This is a genomic window from Prosthecobacter sp., from assembly GCF_034366625.1.
GTDB lineage: Bacteria > Verrucomicrobiota > Verrucomicrobiia > Verrucomicrobiales > Verrucomicrobiaceae > Prosthecobacter.
The window spans coordinates 767,747-785,665 of record NZ_JAXMIH010000006.1; the positions used below are offsets into that span (position 1 = coordinate 767,747).

The window sequence follows — 17,919 nt, forward strand, 5'->3', positions numbered from 1 at the left end:
GCAGGCACTGGATTCCTTGCACGGGGAAGTCGGGTACTCACGCTCCCCTACTCCACAATGGCGTGTGCGATTGGAGTCCGCTGGATGCTGCGACAAACCGCGGCTGGCGGCGGCCATCCAGGCGGTCAAAGAGCATGTAGCAGCCGGGGAAACGACTGAGGACGAACTTGCTGTAATCAGGCCGGTCCGAGATCGCCAGATCTCCGGCCAGCAACAGTTCTCCCAGCTTGCGCAGGTTGGTGGAGAACAGGTCAGGAATCGAAACTTCGATCATCCACATCTGGTCGGGGCAGATTTTGGCGAGATCGTCCACCGTTGCTGGATCTTCGGTGTGGTGCTCCCAATCCTGCATTTCCCTCACATGCTGGCAGTAGGCTTCTCGTGTGACCGGCACCGTCCGCAGGATGAGTTCCTTGTTCTTCACGGTGCGATGCAGGCGGTTCACCCATGGGTTGGCCGATTCGTCCAACTGCCGCAGCAAGGAATAGAAATACCGGCTTGCCGCCACCTCCGCCACAAATCCGGGTGCCGCGTAACCGCGTGGATAAAGAGCAACAACGTAGTCGGCCTGTTTGGCAGGCAGGTAATCTTTGGCGACACAGAGATTCGAGCCAAAGTTGTCATCGTGAATCAGGAAGCTGCTCATCCACGCAGAGCTGGGCAGGTAGCGGATGTCTTTCCCGATCTTGAAATAGGCCCCGTCGCCACGGGCGGACCAGGTGTCTTCATTGAAGGTATGCCCAAGGAGCGGCACGATGTGACCGCAACCCGGTGCTCGTGGTCCGCTGGTGGTAAAGGCTAGCAGAGCACCGCAGCCGCTCTCGATGCCGCTGTACAAGATCTTCTGGTAAGGCAGGCGACTGCGCCATTTCTCACGACCGGAGAGGTTCGGGTAGTAGATGGCGAAGTGCGGAATCCCGAGCCCATCGAGCACGTCCTGAATCTGATCCGTCGTCAACCCTTCACCCGGCTTGGCCACCGGAGAGACCGCTGCAGCGAGCTGATTGATGCGGCGGAAGGTCAGGTCTGGATCATCCAAAAAGGCGCTGCAAATGCTGCGCAGAGCCACTTGGGCGCAGGCTTTGTTCAGACCGTTCTGCTGGCAGTAAAGTACGCCTGGAATCTCAAACTTCCTGCCCGCGATCTTCACCGGCACGGCCCTGGCACAGGTGGCGAAGCTGTGTGGGTGCTCGTAGGCACGGATCACAGACTCAAACACATGCCAGCCCTGCCTTCCGCCCACTTGATCGAGCTTCAGGATGGCCCAACCCATGCAGTCTTGATCGCAAAGCGCCGCCAACTCGGCTTTGCGGGTAAAAGAAGTCCGCCAGAAGGAAAGCCGCACCAGTCCGGCCATCTGGTAGTCCGGGAAAAGGCTGCGCAGTTCGGCGTTCTCATCAGCCACCGAGCCTTGGGCGGCCACCTTTTCCATCACCAGTGTTTTTGCTCCACGGGACCGAGCCTGGGAGAAAAGTCGCCGGATCGGTGCCGACCCGGAGAACTCGCGATCCACAAAGTCGAAGTTCGAAAAGGGACGATCCACCCCTTCGATCTGCGTGGAAAGCGCCTGAGCGAGTCTGGACATGGCATCCAGGGACCGTTAGCGCACCTTCATCCCCATCTTGCGGGTGGACTTCTGGGCGGCGGAGACCAGACGCATGAATTCAGACACCTCCTTGGTTCCCACCATCTTGGAAACCGTCACCACACTTGCCTTGGCACCATGCCGGGACGCGATCCTGTCGGCAATCGCTGGGCTGGAGAGAAGCATTGATTTAGGGGAGGGTGCAGCCATGTGAAGCAGAGTACGCGACCGGACAGGTCGATTGCAACGCCAAATTTGAGCGATGCTAAAATTGTGGAACTCCTGGCGATGCGACGAGGAACGGGGAAGCAGCGCCTCGGGGGCTTGTTCGATGAAGACTCCGAAATCCCTCTCGCCGAGATGGACTTCCCGGCGGCATGGCGGACGCATCCACTGCGGGTTTGAGTGTATTTGTCAGACAGTTGATACCTTACTTCATTTCCCAGCATTTCCTTCCTTGAGCTGGCTGTTGTCACCAAACAGCATCAGCTCGAGTGACTTGGCATCAGGAACCTTCCGCGACTCAATCAACTTCACAAGAACCTCTCGCAATATCATAACAGACCTCAGAAGGTCGTCTGGTTCAGCATGAGCATTCGCGTGTGCGGCACCACTTCGGGCTCCATACAGTTTTTTACATTCAGCAAATAGCTCATGACGTGCGACGCCAGCTGGCTTCAGAAAAGCAGCTACATATGCCGACACTTTAAACGTGAGTTCATGCTGGATATTAAACAATGATTCCAGAGCGGCCCAGATCGAGATCATCGCCATGCCACGATGCATTACAAATTGCACATCACTAAGAACCTCGAGAGCTGTCTTTAACTTTGGATTCTTATGCAGGAATGCCAGAGTAGTACTTAGTTCATGACTCAACCAACCAAGGTCATCTGCCGTGACCTTTTCTTTCCCTGCTATGGCTAAAGGGAAGAATCTTGGAAGCGCCTCCAACGCATGGAACACGGCATTATCGTCTTGCTTCGCTTCGCTGAGATCGTGAGTGGAGATCAGCGGTGCTACAATGTCGGGTTTTACCGAAAGTCTTAAAAGACCGACCATAATCTGAGAAAGGTCTTCTTGTGTGAAGCGGAGGTCGCGAATTTTAGTCGGCATAACCAGCTCAGCCATAATGTCGTATGCATAACCGCTTTGAGTTGCCTTCCATGGCGCGGGGTGGTGGCCTTTGGGTGGTGCTGGAGCGAAGGCAACCATTCCGTGCGACATCAAATGCGCATAAGTCTTCCTGAGATAAAAACCACAGCCTAGATCGATTTCATCACAGTCTAATTCAAGATTGGCAAGTCCCAGAAAAACAGTGTCCATAGTTAATAGTAACAGGTTGCTCACCCAAACAAACTCATCTGCCCGGCGTCGGCATCGCTCACTGCTTTCTTCCGCGTCTTCGCAGGCACGCTCGTCGGCACCGGCACTTCTTTGACACTCTCGGCGGGCTGGTGGCCGGATTCGAGTTGTTGGAGGACTTCCTTGGCGCGGGCGATGACGTTTTCGGGGAGGCCGGCGAGTCGGGCGACCTGGATGCCGTAGCTTTTTTCGGCGCAGCCGGGGAGGATCTTGCGGAGGAAGATGATCTGCTGGTTCCACTCCTTCACGGCGACGTTGTAGTTCTTCACGGCGCTGCGGCTTTGCGCGAGGGCGGTGATCTCGTGGTAGTGGGTGGCGAAGAGGCAGCGGGCACCGATGTGGTCGTGCAGGTGCTCGGCGACGCTCCAGGCGATGCTGAGACCGTCGAAGGTGCTCGTGCCGCGGCCGATCTCGTCGAGGATGACCAATGAGCGCTCGGTGGCGTTGTTGAGGATGAGCGAGGTCTCGTTCATCTCGACCATGAAGGTGCTCTGGCCGCGTGCGATGTCGTCGCTGGCGCCGATGCGGGTGAAGATGCGATCGACGAGGCCGATCTCGGCGCTGGCGGCGGGGAGGAAGCTGCCAATTTGCGCCATGAGCGTGAGCAGCGCGGTCTGGCGCAAATACGTGCTCTTACCGGCCATGTTCGGCCCGGTGATGAGGATGAGGCGGCTTTCCTCCGGCTCCAAGGTGACGTCGTTCGGCACGAAGCGCTCGCCGCTCGTCAGGTTTTGATCGAGCACGGGATGGCGGCCGTCGCGGATGAAGAGATTGCGCGTCTCGTTGAGGACGGGGCGGGTGTAATTGAAGAGCCGCGCGGTTTCGGCGAGCGAGCAAAGCGAATCGAGGATGGCGATGGCTTCGGCGGTTTCCTGGATGTGCGCGAGGTGCTCCAAGACGCGGCTGCGCAGCTCGATGAACTGCTCGTACTCGAGCGCCTTGCTGCGCTCCTCGCTGCCGAGGATTTTGTCCTCCATGCGCTTCAACTCGTCGGTGATGTAGCGCTCGCCGTTGACGGTGGTCTGCTTGCGGTGGTAGTCGGTGGGCACGCTGCCGACGTTGGCCTTGGTGATCTCGATGAAGTAACCGAAGACGGCGTTGTATTTGATCTTGAGGCTCTTGATACCGGTGCGCTCGATCTCGCGGTTTTGCAGGTCGGCGATCCACTGGCGGCCGAGCGTGGAGGCGGCGCGGAGTTCATCGAGCGCGGGGAGATAGCCCTCGCGGAAGACGCCGCCTTCTTTGATCTGCATGGGCGGCTCATCGCAGATGGCGCGTTGGATTTCCTGGCAGATGGGGGTGAGGTCGTGGAGGCGTGTTGTCAGGTGGTCTGACATGGCTGACCGGGTTGACCATTCTGACAGGAGTGTTTTCAGCGAAGGCACGACCTCCAGTGAGACGGCCAAAGCCTGCAAATCGCGGCCATTGCCGCTGCCTTGGCTGAGGCGGGAGCTGGTGCGTTCCAGATCGCGGACTTCTTTGAGGAGGGTGCGGATTTGGCCGAGCAAAATCGGCTCGTCGAGCAGCGCGGCGATCATGTCCTGGCGCTGAGTGAGCAATTCCAGATCACGCAGCGGATGCAGCACCCAATGGCGCATTTTGCGCGCACCCATCGGCGTGCAGGTGCGGTCGAGCGCGCTCAAAAGTGTGTGCTGCGTGCCGCCGCGCGCGGTGACGAGCTCGAGGTGGCTCTGGCTGGCGGCGTCGATGAGGACGCAGTCGTTCGTCTGGCCGACGCGGAGGCGCTGGATGTGATCGACACTGCGGCGGAGCTGGAATTGCAGATATTGCAGGATGCAGCCGGCGGCGCAGATGGCGGCGTTCATGCCGGTGCAGCCGAAACCGTCGAGCGACTGCACTTTGAAATGCTGCGTGAGGCTGTGCTGCGCCTGGTCGAGCAGGAAGAGGTAGCTTTCGATGGGTTGCGCGCTGCTCGGACTACCGAGAGCGTCGATCACGTCGCGCTGATCATCACTGAAGAGCAACTCGCTCGCTTGAAGTCGCTCAAGCTCATCGGCAAGCTCGGTGGTGTCCTTGAACTCGCCCACTTCGAACTCACCGGTGGTGTGATCGACATAAGCGAGGCCGAGTTTCTTGCCCGAACGAAATACTGCAGCGAGGTAGTTCGGGCGGTTCGAGTCGAGGAGGTTGAGGTCATTGATCGTGCCCGCGCTGAGGATCTGCGAAACGGCTCGCTCGACGATTTTTCCAGGTGTTGGTTCGGTGGTCTGCTCGGCGATGGCGACACGCTTGCCGCCTTTGATCAGCTTTGCGATGTAGCCCTGCGACGAATGATGCGGCACCCCGCACATGGGCACGCCGTTACGCTTCGTGAGGGCGACATTGAGGATGGGCGAGGCGACCTTCGCATCCTCGAAGAACAGCTCATAAAAGTCGCCCAGGCGGAAGAACAGCAGCACGTCCTCCGGCAGCTCGCGCCGGATGGCGAGGTACTGCTTCATCATGGGAGTGGTGGCTGCGTCGGACATGGAAGGCGTGATGGTCAAGAGGGGCGAGGGAGTGGTCAAGAAATGACGAATGACGAATTCAGAATGACGAATGGCTGAGGTGACGTTGAAGCGGCATGACCACACGCCGTCGATTTTTGCAAGCCTGTGCCGCTGCGGCGTTGCCGGGAGTGGTTTCGCATGCCGCAGGAGGCGCGAAGCCGTTTTCATTCATCCTGCTGGGCGATTTGCACTACGACAGCCTGGAGCATCATGATTTGAAGTGGTTGCAGGAAAATCACGGCGGTGATCTGAGCCAGATCCAGAATTACTCGCGGCTGACGGCGGAGTTGATGCCGGGAATGTTTGCGGCTGTGAAGCAGCGCATCGCTGCGCTGCGGGAATCGTCCGCGCCACCGGCGTTTGTGCTGCAGGTGGGCGATTTGGTGCAGGGTTTGTGTGGGAACGCGGAGCTTTCCGTGAAGCAGAACCGAGAGGCGCTGGCGTTTGTGACGCAGCAAGAACTCGGTGTGCCGTTTTTGTTCACGAAGGGCAATCATGATGTTACGGGCGACGGAGCCAAGGAGGCGTTTGATGAAGTGCTGCTGCCGTTCATGGCGAAGGAGGCGAAGCAGCTTGATGCGGCGGCTTCGAACACGAAGGCGAATCATCTGGTGACGTACGGCGAGTCGCAGTTCGCGTTCTTTGACGCGTATGACAAAGCGAGCCTGGAATGGCTCGAAGCGGTGGCGGCGAAACGCACGGTGCGGCATCTGTTTGTGATCGTCCATCCGCCGGTGGTGCCGTATGGCGCGCGGGCGACGTGGCATCTGTATGCGGGCGAGAAGTTGAAGGCGCAGCGTGAAAAACTGCTCGATGTGCTCGGACAGCAAGAGGCGATGGTGCTGGGCGGACACTTGCACAAGTTCAGTGCGCTGACGCGGGCGGCAGGCGGAAAAAGATTTTCACAGCTCGCGGTAAGCAGCGTGGTGTCGGCTTTGAATCAAGCGCCGAAGAACGAACTGCATGGCATCGCCAGCTACAACGGCGATCAGGTGAAGCTGGAACCGAAGCACTCGCCGGAGACGGTGGAGCTGAGACGCGAACTGTATGAAACCGAGCGGAAACAGGTGACGGCGTTCGAATACGCGGACACTGCGGGTTATGCGGTGGTGACTGTGAGTGAAGGGAACGTCGAAGCCGCGGTACATGCGGGATCGCAGGCCGGAGCCTTTCAAAAGGTCAAACTTTCGGTGTAAAGAAGTGCGTGCTTGATCACGGCGTCCTGTTTGCAATGATGAGCCATGACTCAAGATCATCGCGAAGCTCTGTTCGAACTGCTCACCCTCTCCATCTATGCGGACGCGCATGTTTCGCTGACCGAAGAGCGGCTGCTGGAGTCGGCCTTCATCGCGGAAGGCTGGGATTCCGAGTATCCAAAAAGTTTGTTCATCGAGGAGTCGTTTGCCAAGGCGCGGGAGGCGGCGGACAGCGATGACGCGATGTTTGATTACATCAGCGCGAAAGCGCAGTTGTTCACGACCAAGGCCTCACAGAAGGAAGTGCTCGGCGTGGTGAAAAACATCCTCGCCAGCGATGGCGAGACGCCCGAGGAGAATGAATTCTACAACCTGCTGGTGCAGGCGATGCCGAAGGTGACGAAGTGATTTTTTGTTCCCGGTTTTCTTTTCGCCGAGATGCTTTTTGAAGAGGGCAGCAGTGATTTCGACGCATCAGGGATCGCTCACCCGGAAGGGATGCGGCGCTCCCTTGAGGATGAGTTCGAGCAGGAGGACGATCCTGATTAGATAGCCTGCGTGTCGCTTGGAGGTGCTGGTTTTTTGCCACCCGAGGATGAGGCGGGTTTGCCAAGGTAGCCGGGGAGCTCGATGCCAGCGTTTCTGGCGATGTCGTGCAACGGGGGGATGGCACCGACGAGGCCGGAGACGAAATCGGCGGTGCGGGTCTTGCCGTCTTCGCCGGTGCGGCCGGAATCCCAGACGGTGAGCTTGTCGATCTTGATGCCGGAGATGGCTTTGACCTGTTCGGCGACGAGTCCGGGCAATTGTTCGGTGACCATGAGCTGCGCGGCTTTGTCGGCACCACCAGCGGCGGTGACGATGGATTGGAAGCCTTTGGCACGGGCTTCGAGCTGGGCCAGGGTGCCTGCGGCCTCGGCTTCCATGTAGGTTTTGAGACCGGCGGCCTCGCCTTCCTTGATGATGCGGATGCGTTCGGCTTCGGCTTGCGCCACGAGTTCAATGCGGCGTTTCTCGGCCTCGGCTTCGAGTTCGATGCGCTGCTTTTGCGCCTCGGCGCTGATGCGGACACGATTTTTTTCGGCTTCGGCGAGCACTTCGATCTTCCGCTTCTCGATGTCGGCCTGCACGATGATGGTGGCCATCATCGCGGCTTCTTCGCGCTTGGCACGCTGACGTTCGGCAGATTCTTCGGCGAGATAAGATTCTTGGAGCGCTTTCGCACTGGCAACCTTCTCGGCGGCGGTGCCGAGACGTTCGGCCTCGGCTTCTTTTTCGCGGCGTGAGGCGATGGAGTTGGCAATTTCGACCGCGGAAAGGTTTTCGCCGGTGACGGCTTCGGCCTGGGCTTGCGCGACGCTGATGCGTTTCTCTTTGTCAGCAAGGGCGGCACCGATGTCGCCATCGCGTTCCTGCTGGGAGACTTTGATCTTGGCGTCGTTGATGGCGCGTGCGGCGGCTTCTTTGCCGAGGGCTTCGATGTAGCCGGATTCGTCGGTGATGTCCTGGACGTTGACGTTGATGAGACGCAGGCCGACTTTTTTGAGTTCGACTTCGACGCCGTTGGAGATGTTGGCGATGAGCTTGTCGCGGTCGGCGTTGATCTCCTCAATGGGCATCGTGGCGATGACGACGCGCATCTGGCCGAAGATGATGTCCTTGGCGAGTTCTTGAATCTGCGGCTGCGTTTGGCCGAGCAGACGCTCGGCGGCGTTTTCCATCACGCCAGGCTCGGTGCTGATGCCGACGGTGAAAGTGGAGGGCGTGTTGACACGGATGTTTTGTTGCGAGAGAGCGCCACGCAGTTGGATGTCGATGGGCATCGGCGTGAGGCTCAGGTAGGCGTAGTCTTGAATGACCGGCCACACAAAGGAGGCGCCACCATGCACGCAGCGGGCGGATTTGTTGCCGCCGACCTTGCCGTAAACGACGAGGATGCGGTCGGAGGGACAACGTTTGTAGCGTGAGGCAAAGAACGCGAGCGTGGCAAAGACGAGAATGGCGGCGATGCCGGCGAGGACGGGAATCATGGCGGAGTCGAACATGGTTGTGGTTCAGGAGGTTGGTTTAACGACGAAAGTGTTGGGCGGCATGAGCGCGGTGATTTCGATGCCGCTTTGTGGCGGCAAGGCGTGATCGGCATCGGTGACAGCGCTGGCGGTGATGAGGCGGCCTTGCAGCATGACCTCGATCTGGCCGATGCCTGCGCGTAAGGCGGGAATGGTCACATACACCTGGCCGCGCAGGCCGATGGCGTTTTCGTAATGCAGCGAGCCGTCATCGCGCATCGACATGAGAAAACGCAGCGTGGCGAAGAGCAGCAGCATGAAGATCACGCCGGAAATGAGAGCGGCGAGAGCGGCGAGAGCGGTGGAGCCGGGAGACATGCCATTGCGCTGCCCCATGACGCCCGCCCAGCCGAAGCCGACGAAGAAGGCGACGAGCACACGCAGCGAGAAGATTTTCACGGCATCCGTGGTGCTGCCATCATGTGAATCGGCCCCGTGGTCGAAATCATGACCGCCACCCATGAGTGCGCCGATGAGCAGGAACACCTGGAGCACGGAGGCGAAAATGGCGACGGCCCAGTAAAGCTGCGTGCCGGAGGCGAAATCGAACCATGAGGTGTTCATGACACCAGTTGTTAGCTGGCGCACGATGTCAGGGCAAGAGCGGATGCGTTCCGCTTTTCAGTCGGGTTTGTAAGCTGCGAGTGTGGCTACAGGCCGGGTGGACGCTCGGAGGCCTTGCGCATTTTCTTTTTCTCTGGCGGCGGCGCACCGGGATCGAAGTAAACACCACCCACCACCTGCGGGAAGCCGCCACCCACCAGTAGGGAGGGTCGGTTGCCCTCCTGATCGCGGTAGTAGCCTCGTTTGAAGATTTTGCCGTCCGGGTTCACGATGGCGTGGCAGTAAACATGAGGCTGGGCCATGAAAAAGACATGCAGCTTGTTTTTGGGGTCGATGCTGATCTGTGGCTGAGTGGCCATGTTGACCGAGCCAAGAAGGAACGTGGCGATGTAGGCGCCACTGCGGTCATCGGTGAGGCGGCAGTAGAGCTGCAGTGTGTTGAGTTCGCGAAACAGGATGACTTGGTAGCGCCGTGCGCGACCTGCGTTGGGGAAACCTTCCGGCACGCCAAACGGCTGGTCGAACATGTTTGGCTTCGAGTCGGTGATGGTCATGCGCGCCCTGTTGGACACGTAGAACTGCCCGCTGATGGGATGCAGCACGTTGGCGATCATGTTGTAGGTGCCGAGGTCGGCGGTGGAATAGCCGCCTGAAATTTCGACGGTGTGCTTCATGGTGCCACCCGCCCTCATGGTGATGGGCTTTTCCGAACCAATGGTGACGGGCGAGAGCCTACGACCTTCCGCCTCGGTGATTTCAAAATGCAGCCAGTCACGCGCGCCATGACCACCAACGATCACGTCGGCGCCGGAACGATTGATGATGGTGATCTCGGCCACGACCGGCTCTCCCGTGAGAAACTGGTTTTTCAGCAGTGTGAGATTGGTGACGTACTGCGCATGGGCGGCGGCGGAGAGCAGGCAGAAGGTCAGCAGCAAAAGGATGCGGTTCATAAGCTTCAAGGATTCGGTTTGGCGGGGGCGGTGCTGGAGGCGGTGCGGAATCCCCGGGCGAGTGTAGCCTCGTTTGCGGATTCTGGAAAGAGGCGGTCGGTGAGCAGGTGGTCATTGCTCTTCAGGCCAAAGTGGCCGCCACGCACGACCGGCACTGTGATGTCGATGTAATCAGGATGCGCAGGCCATTCGCCATCCTGGGTCTCACCAGCGGTCCATTCACTGACGTTGCCCGCCATGTCACACACGCCATAATGACTGACGTCTTGAGTGACACGGGTGATCGGAGCCCAGAGGTTGTAGCCGTCAACCCTTCCTCCCCTCGCTTTGGGGGCGGCATTGTAGTCGTCACCGAGATTGGCGGCGTTATCGCGTGCTTCATTGCCCCAGGGATAGCGCAGGCTTTTCTCCCCATTCCAACGCGCAGCTTTTTCCCATTCCTGCTCGGTGGGCAGACGCTGGCCCTTCCATTTGGCAAACGCATACGCGTCCCACCAGTCCACCTGGCTGACAGGAGTGTTCAGCGTGATGCTTTCGCCGTTGAAGGTGGTGCCTGACTTCGCCGCAGCATAATATTGGCTCCACTTCGCGGGTTCGTGGCCGGTTTTCGTCTTCGGTTGCCGCGGATGATCATGGACTCCCGGCACGGCGGTCTTCAGCGCCTGCAAAAACTCGGCATACTGGCCGATGGTGACTTCATGCTTGCTGATCCAGAACTCCGGGAGTTTGACTTCTTCTTCGTTATTCTGGTATTTGAACGTTCCTGCGGGGATGCGCACCAGTTCAACGGGCAGCGCCGTGGTGTTCGAGCCGTTCATGAAGGCACCCAAGGCGGCCACGATGACGAGGATGAGGATGATCGTCATCCAGACCCACCACGGTTTCTGACCATCCGCGTTCATCGGCAGAGTCTCTGCTTCGATCTTGCGCACGATGCTACGCTCGCGCATGTCATCACGCACATCATCGAGGGCGTTGAACAGCCCTTTCCAGTCATGATTCGCCTCCGCGAGCGACTGCAGCAGGCCGCGCGCCTTGCCGTCCGAGGCAATCGGGCGCAGCAGGTCCAGAAACGCGCGCACGTCCGCTTTCGCATCGCGTTTGTCATCCACCGCAGGCCGGAAGATGTTTACGATGCTCGCCTGATGCTCGGCATCGATGTAAATGTCGCGCGGGGCAAGGCTGCGGTGATGGTAGCCACGTTCGGTGGCAAATTGCATCGCCTCCGCCACACCATGCAGCACCTCGGCCAGACGCCGCTCGCTGAGGGCTTCATCCGTCAGCTCGATCTCGGCCAGGCTGCGCCCGCGGGGCAGCTCGCGGGAGTAGAACAGCCAGCCGTTTGCCTCGCCCGCCTCATACAGCGGGGCGATGCGCGGATGCATCAGCGAGGCCTTCACCCGTTCGCGTTCCTTGAATTTGGCGACGACTAGCGGCTGCTTCAACTGCTCCGGCTTCAACAGCACCAGCGCCACCGGACGCTGCACGGCGACCTGCAACGCACGGTAGGTCTCGGCCTCTTTTTCGACGTAGAGCCGCTCGAGCACCTGATAATTGCCCAGAACGGTGCCGGGCTGCATCACCGGCGCGGGATCATCCGACTCCACGGTTTGCGTCATGAGGGAACGGACGCGATCCAGCAGCTTTTCGGGTGTGTAGGGTGCGTCTTTGAGCACCAGCCCGTCGGCGATTTGAGCTTCAAAACCGGTCAGGTCATAGCGTGTGGTGAACAGCACGCGTGCCTGTGGAAAGCGTGCCCGTGCCGTGTCGCGCAGCGTGAAGCCGGTCTCCTGCGTGGGAAAGATGGCCTCGGTCACGAGCACATCGAGCGAGTCAGCCTTCGAGATCCACGCCGTGGCGAGCGCTGGATCGGAGAAATCAACGATGGTGAAGCCAGGGAGGTTCTCCCTCAGCCAGATGGTGCGTGTGCCGCGCAGTGCGGCGTTGGAATCAACAAACAGAAGAGTCATGCGTGCGGTGTCGGGTGGCGATCATCTCCCCACGGGCGGGAGGAGCGGATTGGCACCGGCAGGAGCAGAGCCCGGTGCGGATCCGAACTCCAGGAGATCGCGGGGCTCGGCGGCCACATCCTGGAGTTTGTTGTTATGGTACAGGCGCAGCATGTAGCCGTAATACGAACGGCGGCCATGCTGCTGGACTTCAGCGGCGGAGAGTGCGGGCAGGTGATACACGACATCCAGCGTCTCCTCGCCGGTGCCGCTCCAGTCCACCGGGGCGGACTGCCACGTTTCGACGGGTTCAGGCGCGATGGTCTGCGCTACTTTCGTGCCATTGATTCGGTCGAAGAAAAATACTTCCAGATTCACCGCCTTGCCGTCGATGGGATGATTGCCGGCCCGAACGATGGGCACACGCAGCACATAGCGCTCACCCGTGTTCACGGTGAAATCACGGGCCACCTGGCAGGCACCGAGACGCAGAAACTTCTCACTCTCCATGCCAGGCACGCCCGGCATGGCAGGTGCCGCCACGGCGGCCGAGCCCGCGCCGAGCCGACGAGAGGCGAGTTCAAAATAGCTGCCCGCCTTCGTCGTGCCCAGCAGTTGGATGCGTCTCCAGGAATCCGTCGCCTTGTCCGTGATGCCCATCTGCTCGTAGGTCTGCGCCATCTCGGCGATGATTGCCGGATGATCGGGATTGAGCTGGTCGGCGCGCTTCAACAGCTCCAGCGCGCCCTGCATATCGCTCATGCCGCGAATTTCCTTCGCGGAGGTGACAACGTAATTCACATCACGCAGCAGTTCGGCGGCAGCATCAGGCTTCGGCGCTGATGGAGGCGGCATAGTCGATGAAAAGGCGGGAGGAGCTGCGGGCGTTGTCGCCGGAGGTGCGGCTGGCTTCGGCGCTGGAGCCACTGGCGCGACGGGAGCGGATCTGACCGGAGGAAGGACTGGAGCGGAAGGCGCTGGCATCGGCGTGTCCGTTCTCTGGAACGAACCGATCGGCGGTGGTGCGCTGGAAATGGGGGCAGCCACAATCGGAGCCGGTGCAGGCATCAGCGATCCCGGCAATGGTGGGGCGGTCGAACTCGGCGGAGCGGCGATCTGACCGATCTCCGGCACCACGCTCGATGTAGGAGCCGACAGTGATGAAGAAATCATGGCCGGAGCGGATCCTGACACCATGGGCCCTTTGGCAGTGAGCAGCTTCACGGCGATTCCCATTTGCACCACTGCCAGCACGCACAGCGTTCCCCAAGCCATCGCCGAAGAACGATCGCGGTCTGGAGTGAGAATGGTGGAAGGGGGAGTCACAGGTTGCTGAAAAAGACGGTCATGGTACGATTTAGGCCTCCTAGTGTCAATGCTTCAGGGTTCTTCGTTCAAAATGCCGGAAGGGCACACCCTGCCGTTGTTCGTTCATGCCTTGGAAACGTCACCACATCACCGCCGGTGTGAATTTTCCTTCACACCCGCCGAAATCGCGGCGCAACTGTGCCATCGCGAGGGTTTCGTCTGGATGGATTCCTCCCTGCCCACCCCCGGTGCCATCTCCGTTCTCACCGCCGAACCCGTGGCGATTTTGCAGGGCCACATCGACCACGATTGGGAAAAAGTGCGCGCCGCCCTGCGCACGCCCCGCGCTTCCGCCGGTGGTTTGTACGGCTGGGTCGGCTACGACGGCCATTTCGTCTTCGGCATTTACCCGCACGGCCTCATTTACGATCACGACACCGCGCAGTGGTTCGAGTTCGGCCATTTCAGCTTTCAGCTTTCCACTTTCAGCCCCCCCCCCTCTTCCCAACTTCACTTTGAACCCCAAGTTACCCGCGACGACTTCATCCGCAGCGTCCAGCGCGCGCAGGACTACATCGCCGCTGGAGACATCTACCAAGTCAACCTCTCCTACCCTTGGCAAGCCGTTTGGCCGCAGAATGCCGATGCTTTGGCGCTCTATTTGAAGTTGCGCTCCGTCTCCCCTGCCCCGCATGCCGCCTTCATGCAACTGGCCGGAACCACCGTGCTCTCGGCTTCTCCCGAGTTGTTCCTCAACATGGACGGTTCGCGCATCGCCACCCGTCCCATCAAAGGCACGCGCCCTCGTTTCGTCGGCGATCCCGCCCGCGACAGCGCCGCCGTGCGCGAGCTCACCGCCTCCGCCAAAGAACGCGCCGAGCTGCTCATGATCACCGACCTCGAGCGCAACGACCTCGGCCAGGTCTGCGAATTCGGCAGCGTCGCCGTGCCCGAGCTGTGGCGGGTGGAAAGCTTCGCGCAGGTGTTTCACCTCGTCTCCACCGTCACCGGCACGCTCCGGCCGCATGTCGATCACGTCGATGCCTTCCGCGCCTGCTTCCCCGGCGGCAGCATCACCGGCGCGCCGAAAAAACGCGCCACCGAGATCATCGCCGAGCTCGAACCGCATCCCCGTGGCCTCTACACCGGCGCCATCGGCTGGTTCGGCTTCGACGGCCGCAGCCAATGGAACATCGCCATCCGCACCGCCGTGCAAAAGGATGACGCAATCACCTTCCACGTCGGCTCCGGCATCGTCGCCGACTCCGTGCCGTTGAGCGAGTACGAGGAGACTCTGCACAAGGCGGCGGGCATTCTGGCGGCAGCTTCGTGATAAGCATGTGTTTGCCCGCCGTTTGTTCACCCCTCATGAAGCGCCTCACCTTTCTCGCCCTGGCCCTCACCGGCCTCTTTTCCACGATGATCCATGCCGCCGATGACACGCGCGTCTATGAACTGCGGATCTACACCTGCAACGAAGGCAAACTCGAAGCGTTGCTGGCCCGCTTCCGTGACCACACCTGCAAATTGTTTGAAAAGCACGGCATCGGCAACGTCGGTTACTGGGTGCCGGTGGATGAGGAGAACGGCTCCAAAACCACGCTGATCTATGTGCTCGAACACAAGAGCCGCGATGCGGCCAAGGCGAGCTTCAAGGCCTTCGGCGCGGACCCCGAGTGGAAAGCCGCCGCGAAGGCGAGCGAGGCGAACGGCAAGATCGTCGCCAAGATCGAGTCCATCTTCATGTCGCCGACGGAGTACTCGCCACCGCTCGCCATCGCCAAAGGGGACAAGCCGCGCGTGTTTGAACTGCGCACCTACACGACGCCCGAAGGCAAGCTGAACGACCTGCACGCCCGTTTCAGCAACCACACGATGAAGCTCTTCAGCAAGCACGGCATGAGCCACCTCGCCTACTGGGTGCCGACCGATGCGGACAAAGGCGCGGGCACGAAGCTGATCTACATCCTCTCCCACGCCAGCAAGGAAGCCGGCATCGCCTCCTTCACCGCGTTCCGGGCTGATCCTGACTGGATCAAAGCCAAGGGCGAGAGCGAAAAGAACGGCCCGCTCACCATCCAGCCGCAGGCCGAAGGCGTGAAGAGCGTCTATATGAAAGCGACGGACTTCTCGCCGATCCAGTAGGCTCGTAATCGGGCCATTCCTGGCCCGTGGATGCCGTGCCGGGGGGCAGGAATGCCCCCGTTACCCACCTGCCCCACTGCGGTAAACCGGGCCATCCCAGGCAGCCATCCTCTGAATTCCGTGCCTTCCGCGTGTTCCGTAGGCTCTCCATCTCTGGAAGGCCGCAACACCTTCCCTCACGCGCCCGTATGCTGCGGGCCATGATTTCCCTCCGCACGCTTTGCCTCGCCCTGTTTGCCACGTCACTTCAAGCCGCCACCCCGACGTTTGAATGGGTCGCCGCTGGCGGCGGAGCGAAGAGCGACAAGACGCGCGCCGTGACCTTTGATCGCGAAGGAAACGTCTTCCTCGCCGGTGAAACGACCGATGACGGCACGTTTGGCGATGTGAAGCGCACCGGACTCGGCGGGTCAGATTTCTTCGTCGCGAAGGTGTCCAAAGAGGGCCGCTTCCTCTGGGTGCGCAGCCTTGGCGGCAGTCTGGTGGATCGCGGTTACGGCGTGGCGACGGATGCGGCGGGCAATGCCTACGTCACTGGCCATTACCAAAGCACCGATGCGCAGGCGAATGGCCAGGCGCTGTCGAACGCGGGCGATTACGACATCTTCGTGGCCAAATACGATCCCGCTGGCACGCTGCTGTGGATCAAAACCGCTGGCGGCAAGGGCTATGACTACGGTCACGGCATCGTAGTCGATTCCAAGGGCGACATCGTCGTCACCGGCGCGGTGGCGGGCGAGGCGAAATTTGGCGACGTCACCGTGAACGCGGGCAGCACCACGCGACCGATCTTCTGCGCCAAATACGATGCCGCAGGCACGCTGAAGTGGGTGAAGACCACCGGCGGCAAATTCTCCGGCAGCGGTCATGGCCTCGGGGTCGATGGCAAAGACGCTATTTATATAGGTGGCAGCGGCGGCGGAACTGGGAGCATCGGTTCCGTGGTTCTCGAAGTCGCCAAAGGCCAGGCGGGCGTCGTTTTGAAGCTCACGTCCGAAGGCGAAGGCGTCTGGGCTGCCACCTTGCCCGGCGTGCCGAGCGCGGGCTTCCACGAGATCACCGTCGATAACGCCGGGCGCACCTGGGGTGCAGGCATGTTCAAAGGCGTGCTCAACAACGGCCCGAAGACCACCGGCGACAAAGACAGCGACGGCGTCCTGGCGCACTTCAGCCCCGAGGGCAAACTCGTCTGGAACCACGTCATTCAAGGCCCGGCCACCGATTACTGCCTCGGTGTCGCCACCGACAACACGGGCCGCTGCTTCGTCACCGGCGAGTTTTCCCAGACGGCCACCTTCGCCGGACAGACGCTCACATCCCAAGGAGCCACGGACATCTACACCGCCGCGTTTGACGAGAAAGGCAGCCTCGAATGGCTCGTCCCCAGCGGCGGAATCAAGGGCGACAACGCTTACACCATGGCCTGGCACCCCTCCGGGAAGCTAATTATTTCGGGGGCTTGTGTCGCACCTGCGTCATTCGGCGGCCAGACCATGACCTCGCCCGGCGGCGCGGAGGCCTACGGGGCGATTCTCCGCCTAAAGTGACTGCATGGCGCTGAATTCGGTTCTGGAGGCCGCAAAAATGAGGTTTGAGGGCGGTTTGGGCCGGGAAAACCCGCGTTGACAGGTCCGTCAACCTCGGGACCATGCGCGCCCCTCCGCCAGGGCCAACCACCCCGGCAGAGCGCGACCCAAACAACCCAACTACGTTTTGATCCGAACCACCCTCCTGTGCCTCGCTGCCTTGTGCGCCTCCGCTTTCGCGGAAGAAGTTAAAAGCTCAACCACAACCCCAGCTGGCACTCCAGGCCAGGTCATTGCAGGCGTCAGAACCACCGCCTACACCCACGACGAAAGCGATCACATCGAGTACGGAGCCCGCACCGCCGTGGGCACGCTCCTCAAGCACGGCCAGATCCGCAGCGCCGCCGCCGACTGGTCCATCTACCCCGTGGGCACCGTGTTCCAGATCCAGGGCGATCCCTCTCTCTATGTCGTGGATGACTACGGTTCCGCCCTCGTTGGCACCAAGACCATCGACCTCTACAAGCCGAGTTTCAGCGCCATGAACAAGTGGGGCACGCGCCGCGTGACCATCCAGGTCATCAAATGGGGCTCGTTTGCCAAAAGCCTCGCCATCCTGAAACCGCGGGTCAAAGCGGCCTCCCACGTGCGCAAGATGGTGGCCAGCATCGAAGCGCGCCCGGCCTGATCCTTCCCCCCAAAACCTGAATCCAGGTTCAGCCACGGAGCCGCCTCGTCGGTTTCGTGGC

Annotated in this window: 16 protein-coding genes; 6 read left to right on the top strand and 10 right to left on the bottom strand. The window is 60.5% G+C overall.

Annotated features, from left to right (window positions below):
* Nucleotides 1-37 precede the first annotated feature (37 nt).
* The 4 genes from U1A53_RS05815 to mutS all read right to left on the bottom strand — a co-directional run bounded on the left by U1A53_RS05815 (nucleotide 38) and on the right by mutS (nucleotide 5,439).
* A complete protein-coding gene (locus U1A53_RS05815) occupies nucleotides 38-1,585 on the bottom strand; it encodes a hypothetical protein (RefSeq protein WP_322279581.1) in 1,548 nt (515 codons plus the stop codon).
* A gap of 15 nt (nucleotides 1,586-1,600) precedes the next feature.
* Complete coding sequence (locus U1A53_RS05820) at nucleotides 1,601-1,795, bottom strand: hypothetical protein (protein WP_322279582.1); 195 nt, start codon at nucleotides 1,793-1,795, stop codon at nucleotides 1,601-1,603.
* 225 nt (nucleotides 1,796-2,020) lie between these two features.
* Entirely contained in the window at nucleotides 2,021-2,911 is an 891-nt protein-coding gene (locus U1A53_RS05825; RefSeq protein WP_322279584.1) for a hypothetical protein, read from the bottom strand.
* 20 nt (nucleotides 2,912-2,931) lie between these two features.
* Nucleotides 2,932-5,439, bottom strand: a complete 2,508-nt coding sequence (gene mutS, locus U1A53_RS05830; protein ID WP_322279585.1) for a DNA mismatch repair protein MutS — start codon at nucleotides 5,437-5,439, stop codon at nucleotides 2,932-2,934.
* 95 nt (nucleotides 5,440-5,534) lie between these two features.
* On the opposite strand from mutS, the gene U1A53_RS05835 reads away from it, so the two are divergent.
* Together U1A53_RS05835 and U1A53_RS05840 are read left to right on the top strand one after the other, a co-directional pair.
* The gene (locus tag U1A53_RS05835) at nucleotides 5,535-6,656 is read left to right on the top strand and encodes a metallophosphoesterase (protein WP_322279586.1); all 1,122 of its coding nucleotides are present in this window, start codon (nucleotides 5,535-5,537) and stop codon (nucleotides 6,654-6,656) included.
* Between the two features lie 45 nt (nucleotides 6,657-6,701).
* Nucleotides 6,702-7,064, top strand: a complete 363-nt coding sequence (locus U1A53_RS05840; protein WP_322279587.1) for a hypothetical protein — start codon at nucleotides 6,702-6,704, stop codon at nucleotides 7,062-7,064.
* Nucleotides 7,065-7,201: 137 nt separating this feature from the next.
* On the opposite strand, the gene U1A53_RS05845 is transcribed toward U1A53_RS05840, so the two are convergent.
* The 6 genes from U1A53_RS05845 to U1A53_RS05870 form a co-directional block, all read right to left on the bottom strand.
* Entirely contained in the window at nucleotides 7,202-8,701 is a 1,500-nt protein-coding gene (locus tag U1A53_RS05845) for an SPFH domain-containing protein (RefSeq protein ID WP_322279588.1), read from the bottom strand.
* A gap of 9 nt (nucleotides 8,702-8,710) precedes the next feature.
* A complete protein-coding gene (locus U1A53_RS05850; RefSeq protein WP_322279589.1) occupies nucleotides 8,711-9,289 on the bottom strand; it encodes a hypothetical protein in 579 nt (192 codons plus the stop codon).
* Nucleotides 9,290-9,375: 86 nt separating this feature from the next.
* Complete coding sequence (locus tag U1A53_RS05855) at nucleotides 9,376-10,242, bottom strand: hypothetical protein (RefSeq protein ID WP_322279590.1); 867 nt, start codon at nucleotides 10,240-10,242, stop codon at nucleotides 9,376-9,378.
* Nucleotides 10,243-10,247: 5 nt separating this feature from the next.
* Nucleotides 10,248-12,212, bottom strand: coding sequence for an SUMF1/EgtB/PvdO family nonheme iron enzyme (locus U1A53_RS05860; protein ID WP_322279591.1), 1,965 nt, complete (start codon nucleotides 12,210-12,212; stop codon nucleotides 10,248-10,250).
* A 21-nt stretch (nucleotides 12,213-12,233) separates the two neighbouring features.
* The gene (locus tag U1A53_RS05865; RefSeq protein ID WP_322279592.1) at nucleotides 12,234-13,046 is read right to left on the bottom strand and encodes a tetratricopeptide repeat protein; all 813 of its coding nucleotides are present in this window, start codon (nucleotides 13,044-13,046) and stop codon (nucleotides 12,234-12,236) included.
* Nucleotides 13,018-13,461 (bottom strand): hypothetical protein, encoded by a 444-nt coding sequence (locus tag U1A53_RS05870; RefSeq protein WP_322279594.1) that lies wholly within the window; start codon nucleotides 13,459-13,461, stop codon nucleotides 13,018-13,020. Before U1A53_RS05870 ends, U1A53_RS05865 begins: the two co-directional genes overlap by 29 nt.
* 168 nt (nucleotides 13,462-13,629) lie before the next feature.
* Between U1A53_RS05870 and pabB the strand changes: the two genes are divergently transcribed.
* The 4 genes from pabB to U1A53_RS05890 all read left to right on the top strand — a co-directional run bounded on the left by pabB (nucleotide 13,630) and on the right by U1A53_RS05890 (nucleotide 17,858).
* The gene (pabB, locus tag U1A53_RS05875; RefSeq protein ID WP_322279595.1) at nucleotides 13,630-14,832 is read left to right on the top strand and encodes an aminodeoxychorismate synthase component I; all 1,203 of its coding nucleotides are present in this window, start codon (nucleotides 13,630-13,632) and stop codon (nucleotides 14,830-14,832) included.
* A gap of 35 nt (nucleotides 14,833-14,867) precedes the next feature.
* Entirely contained in the window at nucleotides 14,868-15,644 is a 777-nt protein-coding gene (locus U1A53_RS05880) for an NIPSNAP family protein (RefSeq protein WP_322279597.1), read from the top strand.
* 200 nt (nucleotides 15,645-15,844) lie between these two features.
* A complete protein-coding gene (locus tag U1A53_RS05885; protein ID WP_322279598.1) occupies nucleotides 15,845-17,191 on the top strand; it encodes an SBBP repeat-containing protein in 1,347 nt (448 codons plus the stop codon).
* A 166-nt stretch (nucleotides 17,192-17,357) separates the two neighbouring features.
* Nucleotides 17,358-17,858, top strand: a complete 501-nt coding sequence (locus U1A53_RS05890; RefSeq protein WP_322279599.1) for a 3D domain-containing protein — start codon at nucleotides 17,358-17,360, stop codon at nucleotides 17,856-17,858.
* Nucleotides 17,859-17,919: the final 61 nt, after the last annotated feature.